Here is a 13,355-nt window from a genome sequence, read left to right as displayed (position 1 = left end):
GGAACTCTCCCAGTCTTTTCTGACGAAACCTTTGCCCCCTGCCGGTGTCGCTCTACCTCTGTCGGCAGGAGATGGCATGCTCTGGAGGCGTGAGACGTCTCCTCCCCGCCCTCCTCCTTCTCGCCGCCACCGCCGCCACTGCCGCCTGCTCGGCCGCGCAGGGCGATCCGGCACCCAGCCCGGTGGAGCAGGAGGCGACCGCCCGCCCCGCCACGTCGCCCCCGGCCAAGCCGGCGCGACGCCCGTACACGATCTCCTTCGCCGGCGACGTGCACTTCGAGGGGGTCCTGCGCGGCCGCCTCGACGCCGATCCGCGTACGGCCTTAGGCCCGATCGCGAGCGTGCTGCGCAAGTCCGACCTCACGGCTCTCAACCTCGAGACGGCCATCACCACCGGCGGTTCGCCCGCGCCGGGCAAGCAGTTCACCTTCCGGGCTCCGGCCACGGCGTTCACGGCGCTGAAGGCGGCCGGGGTCGACGTGGTCACGATGGCCAACAACCACGGCATGGACTACATGGAGGGCGGTCTGCAGGACACCCTCGGCGCGATCAAGCGGAGCAAGTTCCCCGTGGTCGGCATCGGCAAGGACGAGGCGGCGGCCTACCGTCCGTACCGCGTCACCGTCAAGGGCAACCGGGTGTCGGTGATCGGTGCGACGCAGGTCCTCGACGACGAGTTCGTCCAGGCGTGGACGGCCACCGCGGACAAGGGCGGCCTCGCCTCGGCGAAGAACGAGCCGCGCCTGATCAAGGCCGTACGGGACGCCAGGAAGAACTCCGACACCGTGATCGTCTTCCTGCACTGGGGCACCGAACTCGCCGCCTGCCCCACGTCCGTCCAGCGATCCCTGGCGGATGAGCTCGAGAAGGCGGGCGCCGACGTCATCGTGGGCAGCCACGCCCACGTGCTGCTCGGCGGCGGATATCACGACGGCGCCTACATCCATTACGGTCTGGGCAATTTCGCGTTCTACAACTCCGGTCCCGAGACCGGCAGGACGGGTGTGCTGACGTTGACGATCAACGGCAGGAAGGTCCTCAAGGATCAGTGGACCCCCGCGCGGATCAGCGGCGGAATCCCCATCCCGGATACCGGGGCGGCCAAGCAGCAGAGCATCGCCGACTACCGGAAGCTGCGCGGTTGCGCCGGCCTCGACGCCACTCCGTGAGGCGACGCCCCGGCTTTTCCATGCGACTCATGAGTAAGACCTGACCTCGGCGGCATCCGCGTGCAAGATGGGTATGTGTCCAGCCAGCGCGTACAGGATGTGGAACGTTCTTCTGGCGGTGGCGGGGAGCAGGCGCTCGGCGCCACACCCCTGCGCAGGCGTCCGTCGCAACGCCGGAGTGCCCGCAGGGTCGAGCGGATGCTCGACGCCTGCGCGGAGTTGCTGGACGAGGGCGGCTACGACGCGCTCTCGACCACCCGTGTCGCCGAGCGGGCCGGTGTCGCGATCGGGTCGGTCTACCAGTTCTTCCCCGACAAGCGGGCCCTGAGCCAGGCGCTCACCCGGAGGAATCTCGAACTGTTCGTGACCAGGATCGGCCGCCGCTTCATCACCGACGACTACAGCGGGTGGTGGGAGGCGGTGGACGCGATCATCGACGAGTACGTCGACCTGCACAGAACGGTCCCCGGCTTCCGCTCGCTCCACTTCGGCGACGTCGTGGGGCTCGACGTTCCCGAGTCGGTAGCGGACAACAACACCGTGATCTCCGGGCGGCTGCGCGCGCTGCTGCTGGAGGAGTTCGGGCTGCTCGACAGCGAGGACGTGGACCGTGCCATCCTCGTGGCCGCCGAGGCGGGGGACGCCGTGCTCAAGCTCGCCTTCCGGCATGACCCCTCGGGCGCGCCGGAGATCGTCGCCGAGGCGAGACAACTGGTCCGCGGTTACCTCTCGCGCCAGTTGCGCTCGGCCCAGCCGGAATGATCATGGGGCCAGTCGCGGGGCGCCCGGGCGCTGCGCTCGAAGCGCAGCGGTTGGTGGGCGATCTCGCGAGGCCAGGGGGTCACCGCCGGCCGTGAGATGTCCGGCACCACGAGGGAGCTCCATATCGAGGGCGGCATCGCCTCCATGTAGGCGGAGTTGTGCCACGGCCGTACGTGCGTGTGCCGGGGAGCCTGCAGTTCCCGCATGTTGTCGTTGGAGGATGTCCCAGGACCGCAGGGGACGGCCGCGGCGGGCTCGACGTTCAGTTCGACCATGCGCAGCTGGGTCTGCAGTCGTGCGAGTTCCTTGCGTGCCTGGTTGAGAGCCTCGAACTGAGCCGTCACATACCCGGCGATACCGGGGACGACTGCGGACAGGACAGCGGCGGACGCAAGAGTGACCATCACCCGCTTGGACATGACCTGCCGCCCCCCGCCAGCTCCGATTACGACAGCGCGGGCAATATGCCCGGTCAGCTGTACTGAGACACGATTCGTAGGCGAACGTGTACTAATCGTTGCTTCGTGAATGCCTGCCGTTGTCCCTGCAAAGGCAGTCCGAGGTCGGTAGCCTCGGGTCTGTGGCACATGTGACACATGAGCAGCTGGATCGACTGCTCGAACAGGCGCTCCTGCTCGATGACCACGGTGCTCTCGCATCCCAACTCGACGCGCTGGCCCAGGGCTACGAGTCCGGCGAGGTGTCGAGGGCGGCGATTCTCGTGCTGGCCGCGGAGGAGTGGCGTCAGGCGGGCCACCCCGTGACCGCTCTCGAGCGGTTCAGGAGCGCGGTCGACGACGGCGGCGAGGTGCTGATCGATCCCCGTTCGGGCATCGCCGACACGCTCTTCGAGCTAGACCGTTCCGACGAGGCCCGGGACGTCATCGCGGACATCAAGGCGGGCCCCTGGAATCCGGCCACGGCGCTCACCGTGGCCGAGACGCTGGTGGCGTACGGGGATCTGCAGGAGGCGCATGAGTGGGCCACCGAGGGGGTCCGCGCCTGCGCGTCGGGCACCACGATGCGGGAGGTGCTGCTGCGCACCCGTTACCGCATCCGGGTCGACCTCGGACTGCCTGAGGACGATCTCGACGCCCTGCTCGACGTCACCCGCTGAATCCGCGCCCGGACCTCCGCGTCTGGGGCTGCCGGGAACGTCGTGACGCCCGCTGAGGCGCCGGCATGAAAAAGGGGCCGTGCGGCATACGGCCCCTTCTGTCCCGGCCGCTACGAAGGCGTACGGCCGGGATGTCCTCTGTGCTCTGGGTCAGGGCAGGATCGTGCTGTCGGTCGCGTTGTTCGCGAGCCTGGTCACCGAGCGCGCGTCCGCGGCCTTGGCCAGTGCGGGGGCGGTGAGGTCGTTCGGGACGGCGCCGTTCGGGTGCGCCGGCGCCTTCGGGTGCACCACACCGGTCCGGGTGTCGGCGCCTTCGGTGGAACGGGTCTTGGCGTCCGCGTCGTGGTGGCGTCCCTGATCCGCGTGCTTGGCCTTGGCGCCGGCGTTCTCCTGGGTGTCGGAGTCACGCCCGGCCTTGCCGGGACCGGCCGGCTTCGTCTCGCTCTGCCCGCCCTGCTGCCTGTCGCCCGGCTGGGTGACGGTCGGGGGCACCTTGTGGTGGGGACGGCCGTTCGGATGAGCCGGAAGGAATTCCGCGCCCGTACGGGAGGACGACTTGGCGTCCTTGCTGTGCCCCTCCGCGTGCCGGCCCTTGGGGTTGTGCTGGTTGCCGGCGACCGCGGCCTCCGGCGTGCACGCCTGGTGCATCACGCTCGGCTTCGCCGGAGCGATGGCCATGAGCGGGACGGCGGGCGTCTTCGCCGCCGGCTGGGCGGCCGCGGTCGCGGCGGAGGCCCCCATCGCGGCCTGCTTGGCCACGGACTGTGCCGCGTCCACCGCCGGAGCGGGGTTCGGCATCTCGGCCGGCACACCCTTGGCCATGGACTGCGCGGTCTCCGCCGCCGACTGGGCGCCCGCGGGAGCCTTCTTGCCGTCCGGGAGGGCGGGCAGCACCGTCGACGCGTCGGGCGCGGCCGGAAGCGTCCTCGGGCGGCCCGGGGCGGACTTGCCCGACGCGCCCTGAACACCCTGCGCAGTGCCGCCCTTGACCGGGGTGGAAGGCCGTCCGGGCATGGACGTGAGGCCCTGCCCGGCGGCGGCTCCGGCGGTGTCGGCGATGCTGAGCACCCCGTTCGGCGGCGTGAGCGTGCTCAGGTTCGCCGGCGAGCTCTGCTTCTGCGGCTTGCACGGGCCGGCCACGGTCGCGCCGTCGGCCATCGCGTGACCGGTCGCGAGCCAGCTCACCCCTGCGGTGACCGCCGCCAGAACGACGCACCGCCCCCGCATACTTCGTGATGTCCTGGACATCCACGTCCCCCTGGTTGCTTACGGTATTCCGACGAACGCCGAACGTAGCAGCGAGGGAAAACACGGGGGTCGGCTTGCCTCAATGGTGGGGAAGACCTTACCGAGAGGGCCGGATGCTTAGCGTGTCACCGGCTTCGTCAAGGTCGACGATTACCTCGTCCCCGTCGCGGACCTCGCCGGACAGCAGCTCCTTGGCGAGCTTGTCACCGATCGCCGACTGCACCAGCCGCCGCAGCGGGCGGGCGCCGTACAGCGGGTCGTAGCCGGTGAGCGCGAGCCAGTCGCGTGCCGCCGGGGTCACCGTGAGCGTCAGGCGGCGGTCGGCCAGCCTTCGGGCGAGCCGCGCCACCTGGAGGTCGACGATCTGCGAGAGCTCCTCGGTGCCGAGGGCGTCGAAGACGATGACGTCGTCGAGCCGGTTGAGGAACTCCGGCTTGAACGCACCCCGCACCGCGTTCAGCACGGCCTCCCGCTTCGCCCCGTTCTCCAGGTTGGGATCGACCAGGAAGTGCGAGCCGATGTTGGAGGTGAGGATCAGGATCGTGTTGCGGAAGTCGACCGTCCGTCCCTGCCCGTCGGTGAGCCTGCCGTCGTCGAGCACCTGGAGCAGGATGTCGAAGACCTCCGGGTGCGCCTTCTCCACCTCGTCGAGCAGCACGACGGTGTACGGCCGGCGGCGCACGGCCTCGGTCAGCTGGCCGCCCTCCTCGTAGCCGACGTAACCGGGAGGCGCTCCCACCAGCCGGGCCACGCTGTGCTTCTCGCCGTACTCGCTCATGTCGATGCGGGTCATGGCGCGCTCGTCGTCGAAGAGGAACTCCGCGAGCGCCTTGGCCAGCTCGGTCTTGCCGACACCCGTCGGGCCGAGGAACAGGAACGAACCGGTGGGCCGGTCGGGGTCGGAGATGCCGGCGCGGGCCCGCCGTACCGCGTCGGAGACGGCCTGTACCGCCTGGCGCTGGCCGATGAGGCGCCGGCCCAGCTCGTCCTCCATCCGGAGGAGCTTGGCGGTCTCACCTTCCAGCAGCCGCCCGGCGGGGATGCCGGTCCAGGACGAGATGACCTCGGCGATGTCGTCGGGGCCGACCTCTTCCTTGACCATCGGCTCGGCCTCGGCCTCCTCCGCCACCCGGGTGGCCTCGGCGAGATCCTTCTCCAGCCGGGGCACGTCGCCGTACATCAGCCGGGAGGCGGCCTCGAAGTCGCCGTCACGCTGGGCCCGCTCGGCTGCGCCGCGCGCCTCGTCGAGCTGCTTCTTCAGCTCGCCGACCCGGTTGAGCCCGGCCTTCTCACGTTCCCAACGCCCGACCAGGCCGCTGAGCTCCTCCTGGCGGTTGGCCAGCTCCTCGCGGAGCTTGTCCAGGCGTTGCCGGCTCGCGTCGTCGGTCTCCTTGGCGAGCGCGAGCTCCTCCATCTTCAGGCGGTCGACGATGCGCTGAAGCTCGTCGATCTCCACGGGCCTGGAGTCGATCTCCATGCGGAGGCGGGACATCGACTCGTCGACCAGGTCGATGGCCTTGTCGGGGAGGTAGCGGGCGGTGATGTAGCGATCGGACAACGTGGCTGCGGCGACGAGCGCGCTGTCGGAGATCTGCACCTTGTGGTGTGCCTCGTAGCGGCCCTTGAGCCCGCGCAGGATCGCGATCGTGTCCTCGACCGTCGGCTCGCCGACGTAGACCTGCTGGAAGCGGCGCTCCAGCGCGGGGTCCTTCTCGATGCGCTCGCGATACTCGTCGAGGGTGGTGGCGCCGATCATCCGCAGCTCGCCGCGGGCCAGCATGGGCTTGAGCATGTTGCCCGCGTCCATCGCGCCCTCGGCCGCGCCCGCGCCGACCATGGTGTGCAGTTCGTCGATGAACGTGACGATCTGGCCGTCGCTCTCCTTGATCTCGTTGAGCACGGCCTTGAGGCGCTCCTCGAACTCGCCGCGGTACTTCGCGCCCGCGACCATCGCGCCGAGGTCGAGGGCGACCAGGCGCTTGTTCTTCAGGCTTTCGGGCACGTCGCCCGCGATGATCCGCTGGGCGAGGCCCTCGACGACGGCGGTCTTGCCGACGCCGGGCTCGCCGATCAGCACGGGGTTGTTCTTGGTGCGGCGGGACAACACCTGGACCACACGCCGGATCTCGGTGTCCCGGCCGATGACGGGGTCGAGCTTGCCGGCCCGCGCCTGCTCGGTGAGGTCGACGCCGTACTTCTCGAGCGCCTGGTAGGTGTCCTCGGGCGTCTCGCTCGTCACCCTGGCGTGCCCGCGGACCTTCTCGAAGACGTCGAGCAGGGCGTTGGGGGTGGCCCCCTCGGCCTTGAGCAGGTCGGCCACCTGGCCGCCGTCCGCCGCGAGTCCGACGAGCAGGTGCTCGGTCGAGACGTAGTCGTCCTCGAGCCGCTTGGCCCGCTGCGCGGCGGTGTTCAGCACGGTGAGCAGCTGCCGGGAGGTCGACGGCGCGCTCACCGTGGAGCCCTGTGCCTTGGGGAGCCGGGCGAGCAGCTCCTCGGCCTGCGTCCGCAGCCGCTTCCAGTCCGCGCCGACCGCCTCCAGGAGCGGTACGGCGGTGCCGCCCGTCTGGGCCAGCAACGTGGTGAGCAGGTGGGCGGGCGAGACCTCGGGGTTCCCCTCGGTGGCCGCCCGCCGGACCGCTGCGGACAGGGCTTCCTGGCTCTTCTGAGTCAGCTTGTAGTCCATATGTGTTCGATGCCCTCGCTTCGGAAGATCAGGCAGGAGGCAGTTCGTAGCGGATCAGCGCCCGCATCATGGCCAGCTCTCCCCTGAGCCGGGCCACCTCGTCGCGCAGGCGCATGGACTCGGTTTCGAGCTCGAGGATGCGCTTGATGCCGGCCAGGTTGATGCCGTCTTCCTGGGAGAGCCTCTGGACCTCGCGCAGCAGCACGATGTCCCTGGTGGAGTAGAGACGCCCGCGCCCCGCCGAGCGGCCCGGGCTCACGAGCCCGAGCCGGTCGTACTGGCGCAGGGTCTGCGGATGCAGCCCCGACAGCTGGGCGGCCACCGAGATCACGTAGACCGGGGTGTCGTCGGACAAGTTGAAGAAGTTGGCATCCATCGGCTCACTCGCTTCTGGCCTGCTTGATCAGCTCGTCACGGAGGTCGGCGCCCTCCGTCGCGTTCCGGAACTCCTCGAGCGCCGCACGGGCCTTGTCGTCGAGGTCCTGCGGCACCGCCACCTGGACGGTGACCAGCAGGTCGCCCTTGGTGCCGTCCTTGCGGGCGGCTCCGCGGCCGCGGACGCGGAACGTGCGCCCGTTGGGCGTGCCCTCCGGAATGCGAAGCGTCACCGGCATCCCGCGAAGGGTCGGAACCTTGATCTCGGCTCCGAGCGCGGCCTCGGGGAAGGTGACGGGAACGTTGATCGTGAGGTTCTCCCCGCTCCGCCCGAAGACCGCGTGCGGCTTCACGTGGACCTGCACGTAGAGGTCGCCCGCGGGGCCGCCGTTCTCGCCCGGCGCGCCCTTTCCCTTGAGCCGGATCCGCTGGGCGTCTCCGACGCCCGCGGGGATCCGGGCCTGGATGGTGCGAGTGCTCTTGCCGCGCCCGCTTCCCTCGCAGACCGGGCAGGGGTCGTCGACCAGGAGCCCGCGGCCGCGGCAGTCGCGGCAGGGCTCGGAGAAGGCGAAGTTGCCGAGGTTGCGGCTGGCCGCCCCGGTGCCCTCACACGTGGGGCACACCCGGGGGGTCGTGCCCGCCTTGGCGCCGGTTCCGCCGCACGCCGTGCAGGCGGACGAACTGGTCAGCCGGAGGGACACCGTCGTGCCGTCGACCGCCTCGCTGAAGGAGAGGGTGACCTCCGACTCGATGTCCTGGCCTCGGCGGGGCCGCTGCGTGGTCGTGCGCGTCGTGCCGCCGCCGCGGTTGAACAGGCCGCCGAACAGGTCGCCCAGCCGGTCGCCCGCGCCGGCCTGCTGGCCGTGACCCGAGCCGCTGCCGGAGAACAGGTCGCCGAAGTCGAAGTTGAAGCCTCCCCGCTGGCCACCGGCGCCGGTGTAGCCGCCGACCCCCGAGCCGAACAGGGTGCGGGCCTCGTCGTACTCCTTGCGCCGCTTGGTGTCGGACAGGACGTCGTAGGCCTCGGAGACCTCCTTGAACTTCTCCTCGGTCTGGGTGTCGCCCTGGTTGGCGTCGGGGTGGTACTTGCGAGCGAGCTTCCGATAGGCCTTCTTGATGTCCTCGCCGGTCGCGCTCTTGGGCACACCAAGGACGGCGTAGTAGTCCTTCTCCAAGTAGTCCTTGGTGCTCATCTATCGCTTCCTTCGTACGAAAGGGGATGCTGGTCGCCTCTCCCGATCTTGCCTGATCGGGAGAGGCTTCCGGAGATTCAGTTCTCGCCGGATTCGTCGGATCCGCCGTCGGCGTCGATCCGGCCGTCTCCGCCGGTGAACTCCACCCGCTCCTCGCCCTCCTCGGGCTCGGCGACCGCCACCCGGGCGGGACGCAGGATGCGCTCGCCGATCCGGTAGCCGGGCTGGAGGATCTCGATACAGGTGGGCTCGGTGACGTCGGCCGAGTAGCTGTGCAGGAGCGCCTCGTGCACGGTCGGGTCGAACGGGTCGCCCTTCACGCCGTAGGTGCTCAGGCCCAGCTTGCCGACGGCCGCTTCGAGTGACTCGCTGACCTTGGCGAAACCACCGGTCAGCTCGCCGTGGTCCCGTGCCCGGCCGATGTCGTCGAGCACGGGCAGGAACTCTGACAGCACGCTCGCCACGGCGTGCTCCTTGACGGCGATCCGGTCGCGCTCGACCCGCTTGCGGTAGTTGCTGTACTCGGCCTGAAGGCGCTGCAGGTCGGCCGTGCGCTCCGCGAGAAGGTCAGCCGCGGAGCCCTCGGCCGGGGCCTGTGACGTCCCCCTGCCGGCGGGAGCGGCGCCGTCGGCCGGCTCGCCGGCGTTCTGACGGACCGTCCCGGTCTCTGGGTCGATCTTGCGATTGTCGCGGATCACCGGCTCCTCCTCGGAACCGTTCTCGCGCGGGGTCACTTGTTGCCGCCCTCCTGCTTCGGCTCGTCGTCGACGATCTCGGCCTCGACGACGTCGTCATCGGCCTTGGCCTGCTGCTCGGCACCCGGGGCCGCCGCGCCGGCGGCGTCGCCGCCCTGCGCCTGGGCGTAGATCGCCGAGCCCATCTTCTGGCTGACCGTCGCCAGCTTCTCCGCGGAGTCGCGGATCGTCGCCGTGTCGGTGCCCTCGAGGGCCTTCTTCAGGTCGGCGAGCGCGGTCTCCACCTCGGTCTTGACGTCGGCGGGGACCTTGTCCTCGTTGTCCCGGAGGAACTTCTCGGTCTGGTAGGCCAGCGAGTCGGCGTTGTTGCGGACCTCGGCATCCTCGCGCCGCTGCTTGTCCTCCTCGGCGTAGGACTCCGCCTCGCGCATCATGCGCTCGATGTCGTCCTTCTGGAGGGCGGAGCCGCCGGTGATGGTCATCGACTGCTCCTTGCCGGTGCCGAGGTCCTTGGCGCCGACGTTGACGATGCCGTTCGCGTCGATGTCGAAGGTGACCTCGATCTGCGGGACGCCGCGGGGCGCCGGGGCGATGCCGGTCAGCTCGAAGGTCGCCAGCTTCTTGTTGTAGGCCGCGATCTCGCGCTCACCCTGGTAGACCTGGATCTGCACCGACGGCTGGTTGTCCTCGGCCGTGGTGAAGACCTCCGACCGCTTGGTCGGGATCGTGGTGTTGCGCTCGATGATCTTGGTGAAGATGCCGCCCTTGGTCTCGATGCCGAGGCTCAGCGGGGTGACGTCGAGCAGAAGGACGTCCTTGACCTCGCCCTTGAGCACACCGGCCTGGAGCGCGGCGCCGATCGCGACGACCTCGTCCGGGTTGACGCCCTTGTTGGGCTCCTTGCCCCCGGTCAGCTCCTTGACCAGCTCGGAGACCGCCGGCATGCGGGTCGAGCCGCCGACGAGCACCACGTGGGCGATGTCCGCGACCTTGATCCCGGCGTCCTTGATGACCTGGTGGAAGGGGCCCTTACACCGCTCGAGCAGGTCGGAGGTGATCCGCTGGAACTCGGACCGGGTCAGCTTCTCCTCGAGGTGGAGCGGGCCCTCGGCCGAGGCGGTGATGTAGGGGAGGTTGATCGAGGTCTCGGTCTGGCTGGACAGCTCGATCTTGGCCTTCTCCGCCGCCTCACGCAGGCGCTGCAGGGCCATCTTGTCCTTGGCGAGGTCGACGCCGTGCGCGTTCTTGAACCGGGTGGCCAGCTCGTCCACGATCCGCTGGTCCCAGTCGTCGCCGCCGAGGTGGTTGTCACCACTGGTGGCCTTGACCTCGACGAAGCCGTGGCCGTCCTCCTGGCCGACGTCGAGCAGGGACACGTCGAACGTGCCGCCGCCGAGGTCGAAGACCAGGATCGTCTGGTCCTTCTCCTTGTCGAGGCCGTAGGCCAGGGCCGCGGAGGTGGGCTCGTTGATGATGCGGAGCACGTTGAGGCCCGCGATCTGGCCGGCCTCCTTGGTCGCCTGCCGCTGGGCGTCGTTGAAGTACGCCGGGACGGTGATCACGGCGTCGGCGATCTTCTCGCCCAGGTACGCCTCCGCGTCCTGCTTGAGCTTCTGCAAGACGAACGCGCTGATCTGCTGCGGGGTGAACTTCTTGCCGTCGATCTCGACGGACCAGTTCGTGCCCATCTCGCGCTTGACCGAGCGGATGGTCCGGTCGACGTTGGTGACGGCCTGCCGCTTGGCGACCTCACCGACGAGAACCTCACCGTTCTTCGCGAAGGCGACCACGGACGGCGTGGTCCGCGAGCCCTGTGCATTGGCGATGACGGTGGGCTCACCGCCCTCGAGGATCGAGACGACGGAGTTGGTCGTCCCCAGGTCGATACCTACCGCACGTGCCATGAGTACGTCCTTGTAGTCAAAGTTGAGTTGGTCGGACTCAATAGTGAGTCAGCCGTGGAGGCTTTGTCAAACGTCTTGAGTCTAGGAGGCTCAACCCCGAAACGCGCCGAATTCTTCCCGATCTCGGCAAGGATTCACCGCCGCCGTCACAGTCTGCCCTGCCTGGCCGTACGAGCAGGTACGGGCAGGTCGGAGGGGGTAGCCGAGAGCGGCGTCAGCGGGCGCCGTCGACCACTTCGCGGCCCCCGAGCGGGCTGGGCAGCTGAACCCGCGTCTGCTTCTTGATCGCGATCTCGATGCAGACCGCGTCGGGCTGACGGCGGTCATGGCCCTCCCAGAGCGTGACCGTGACCGTCTTGGCGGTCTCGGTCACGTCGACCCGGTCGAGCATGTTGCACGGCTCGACCCCCGACCACCAGACGACGTCGAGCGCGGTGCCGTCGTCCGTGGGCGTCGCGCTGATCCAGGGGACCTTGCGGGGGTTGATCGTATGGCCGACCGGTGTGACGAAGGACGGAGACGGCGTCGCGCCGCCGCTGGAACTCACCGGAATGTCGGAGCTCGCGGGAACGCCGGTCGGCTGTTCCGGAGACGCCGACGACGACGGCGTCTCTCCGCAGGCCACCGCCATGAACAGGAGTGCTGCGAGCCAGAGCTTTCCCATACCTCGTCAACGTACGGGGGGCCGCCGGGGTTCATCCGGCTGTTGACGGGCGACGCGCCGGGGCCTAATTTCAACACATGATGAATTTACCGGAGCCCGCGATAGCCGTACGGGATCTGAGGGTCTCGCGCGGCGGCGTCGAGGTCCTGCACGGGCTCACCTTCGAGATGCCGCGCGGTCAGGTGACGGGGCTGCTCGGCCCCAGCGGTTGCGGCAAGACCACGTTGATGCGCGCGATCGTCGGCGTGCAGATCGTGACCGGGGGCGAGGTGACGGTGCTCGGCCGTCCCGCCGGCGACCCCTCGCTCAGACGCTCGGTCGGCTATTCGACGCAGAGCCCGGCGGTCTACCGGGACCTGTCCGTGGTGGAGAACCTCCGCTACTTCGCGGCCGTGCTGAAGGCCCCGAGGTCGGACGTGGACCGGGTGATCGAGGAGGTCGGCCTCTCCAGCGTGGCCGGTCAGCTCGGCGGAACGCTCTCGGGCGGTCAGCTCAACCGAGCCAGCCTCGCGGTCGCGCTGCTCGGCAGCCCCGAGCTCGTCGTGCTCGACGAGCCCACGGTCGGGCTCGACCCGGTCCTGCGCCAGGAGCTGTGGCTCCTGTTCCAGAGCCTGGCCGACCGCGGGGTGACGCTCATCGTCTCCAGCCACGTGATGGACGAGGCCGCCCGCTGCCAGCGGCTCATCGTGATGCGCGAGGGGGAGATCCTCGCCGACGACACTCCGCACGACCTGCGCGAGCACACCCGCACGACGGATCTGGAAGAGGCGTTCCTGCGCCTCATCGAGGAGAGGACGGCGGCATGAACCCGGCGATCACGCTCGCGACGGCGCGGCGGATCCTCACCCAGCTTCGCCATGATCACCGCACGGTGGCGCTGATGGCGCTGGTGCCCACCCTCGTGATCATCCTGCTCTACTACGTGATCGACGATCAGCGCTCGTTCGACGCGTGGGCGCCGATCCTGCTGTGCGTCTTCCCCTTCCTCGTGATGTTCCTCGTCACCTCCATCGCCACCCTGCGGGAACGGACGTCGGGCACGCTGGAGCGGCTCATGGCCACGCCGCTGGGCAAACTCGACCTCCTCCTCGGGTACGGCATCGCGTTCGGGCTGATGGCCTGCGTCCAGGTGGCCATCGCGCTGGCCGTCTCGCTGACGTGGCTCGGGTTCGACCTGGCCGGGCCTCTGTGGTCGCTGGTCGTGATCGCGCTGCTCAACGCCCTGCTCGGCACGGCGCTCGGACTGCTGTGCAGCGCCTTCGCCCGAAGTGAGTTCCAGGCCGTGCAGTTCATGCCGGTCGTCATGATCCCCCAGCTCCTGCTCGGCGGGATCCTGGTCCCCCGCGACCAGATGGCCACCGTCCTGGAATGGATCTCCAATGTCCTGCCGATGTCGTACGCCATCGAGGGGATGAAGGTCGTCGTGATGAACGGCGAACTCGGCGGCGAGTTCTGGCGTGACGTGGCGGTCGTCGCGGGATCGGCCCTGCTCGCCCTCGTCCTCGGCGCGGCCACCCTCCGCCGCCGCACCCCCTGACGTTCGCG

The 13,355-nt window shown here is 69.4% G+C and carries 12 protein-coding genes and 1 pseudogene; 5 read left to right on the top strand and 8 right to left on the bottom strand.

The features are described from left to right. The first annotated feature begins 89 nt into the window (after positions 1 to 89). Entirely contained in the window at positions 90 to 1,169 is a 1,080-nt protein-coding gene (locus tag Pph01_RS15070; RefSeq protein ID WP_239116702.1) for a CapA family protein, read from the top strand. Between the two features lie 198 nt (positions 1,170 to 1,367). Continuing rightward, positions 1,368 to 1,931 carry a TetR/AcrR family transcriptional regulator gene (locus Pph01_RS15065; RefSeq protein ID WP_204073794.1) on the top strand — a complete coding sequence of 188 codons (564 nt, stop codon included), beginning with the start codon at positions 1,368 to 1,370 and terminating at the stop codon, positions 1,929 to 1,931. On the opposite strand, the gene Pph01_RS15060 is transcribed toward Pph01_RS15065, so the two are convergent. Beyond that, on the bottom strand, positions 1,892 to 2,350 hold the full coding sequence (locus Pph01_RS15060; protein ID WP_204073695.1) for a hypothetical protein: 459 nt from the start codon (positions 2,348 to 2,350) through the stop codon (positions 1,892 to 1,894). The genes Pph01_RS15065 and Pph01_RS15060 overlap by 40 nt on opposite strands. Positions 2,351 to 2,511: 161 nt before the next feature. Here Pph01_RS15060 and Pph01_RS15055 point away from each other — a divergent pair, with 161 nt between their 5' ends. Beyond that, positions 2,512 to 3,048, top strand: coding sequence for a YfgM family protein (locus Pph01_RS15055; protein ID WP_204073694.1), 537 nt, complete (start codon positions 2,512 to 2,514; stop codon positions 3,046 to 3,048). Positions 3,049 to 3,198: 150 nt separating this feature from the next. On the opposite strand, the gene Pph01_RS15050 is transcribed toward Pph01_RS15055, so the two are convergent. The 7 genes and pseudogenes from Pph01_RS15050 to Pph01_RS15020 all read right to left on the bottom strand — a co-directional run bounded on the left by Pph01_RS15050 (position 3,199) and on the right by Pph01_RS15020 (position 11,810). Then, positions 3,199 to 4,296, bottom strand: coding sequence for a hypothetical protein (locus tag Pph01_RS15050; RefSeq protein ID WP_204073693.1), 1,098 nt, complete (start codon positions 4,294 to 4,296; stop codon positions 3,199 to 3,201). Positions 4,297 to 4,393: 97 nt separating this feature from the next. Beyond that, positions 4,394 to 6,979: an ATP-dependent chaperone ClpB gene (gene clpB, locus Pph01_RS15045; RefSeq protein WP_204073692.1), complete on the bottom strand. Its 2,586-nt coding sequence runs from the start codon at positions 6,977 to 6,979 to the stop codon at positions 4,394 to 4,396. An 88-nt stretch (positions 6,980 to 7,067) separates the two neighbouring features. Further along, positions 7,068 to 7,355: pseudogene (locus Pph01_RS15040) on the bottom strand (heat shock protein transcriptional repressor HspR); the annotation flags it as partial. 4 nt (positions 7,356 to 7,359) lie between these two features. Further along, the gene (dnaJ, locus tag Pph01_RS15035) at positions 7,360 to 8,547 is read right to left on the bottom strand and encodes a molecular chaperone DnaJ (RefSeq protein WP_204073690.1); all 1,188 of its coding nucleotides are present in this window, start codon (positions 8,545 to 8,547) and stop codon (positions 7,360 to 7,362) included. A 77-nt stretch (positions 8,548 to 8,624) separates the two neighbouring features. Next, positions 8,625 to 9,281, bottom strand: a complete 657-nt coding sequence (gene grpE, locus Pph01_RS15030) for a nucleotide exchange factor GrpE (RefSeq protein ID WP_204073689.1) — start codon at positions 9,279 to 9,281, stop codon at positions 8,625 to 8,627. Beyond that, on the bottom strand, positions 9,278 to 11,146 hold the full coding sequence (dnaK, locus tag Pph01_RS15025) for a molecular chaperone DnaK (protein ID WP_204073688.1): 1,869 nt from the start codon (positions 11,144 to 11,146) through the stop codon (positions 9,278 to 9,280). Before dnaK ends, grpE begins: the two co-directional genes overlap by 4 nt. A 214-nt stretch (positions 11,147 to 11,360) precedes the next feature. After that, positions 11,361 to 11,810: a hypothetical protein gene (locus Pph01_RS15020; RefSeq protein WP_204073687.1), complete on the bottom strand. Its 450-nt coding sequence runs from the start codon at positions 11,808 to 11,810 to the stop codon at positions 11,361 to 11,363. Positions 11,811 to 11,887: 77 nt separating this feature from the next. Here Pph01_RS15020 and Pph01_RS15015 point away from each other — a divergent pair, with 77 nt between their 5' ends. Both Pph01_RS15015 and Pph01_RS15010 read left to right on the top strand, forming a co-directional pair. Next, the gene (locus Pph01_RS15015; protein WP_204073686.1) at positions 11,888 to 12,616 is read left to right on the top strand and encodes an ABC transporter ATP-binding protein; all 729 of its coding nucleotides are present in this window, start codon (positions 11,888 to 11,890) and stop codon (positions 12,614 to 12,616) included. Continuing rightward, positions 12,613 to 13,347, top strand: coding sequence for an ABC transporter permease (locus Pph01_RS15010; protein ID WP_204073685.1), 735 nt, complete (start codon positions 12,613 to 12,615; stop codon positions 13,345 to 13,347). The genes Pph01_RS15015 and Pph01_RS15010 overlap by 4 nt, the downstream gene beginning before the upstream one ends. Positions 13,348 to 13,355 lie beyond the last annotated feature (8 nt).

Source organism: Planotetraspora phitsanulokensis, from assembly GCF_016863295.1.
Classification (GTDB): domain Bacteria; phylum Actinomycetota; class Actinomycetes; order Streptosporangiales; family Streptosporangiaceae; genus Planotetraspora; species Planotetraspora phitsanulokensis.
This window is presented reverse-complemented; position numbering and strand designations above follow the sequence as displayed.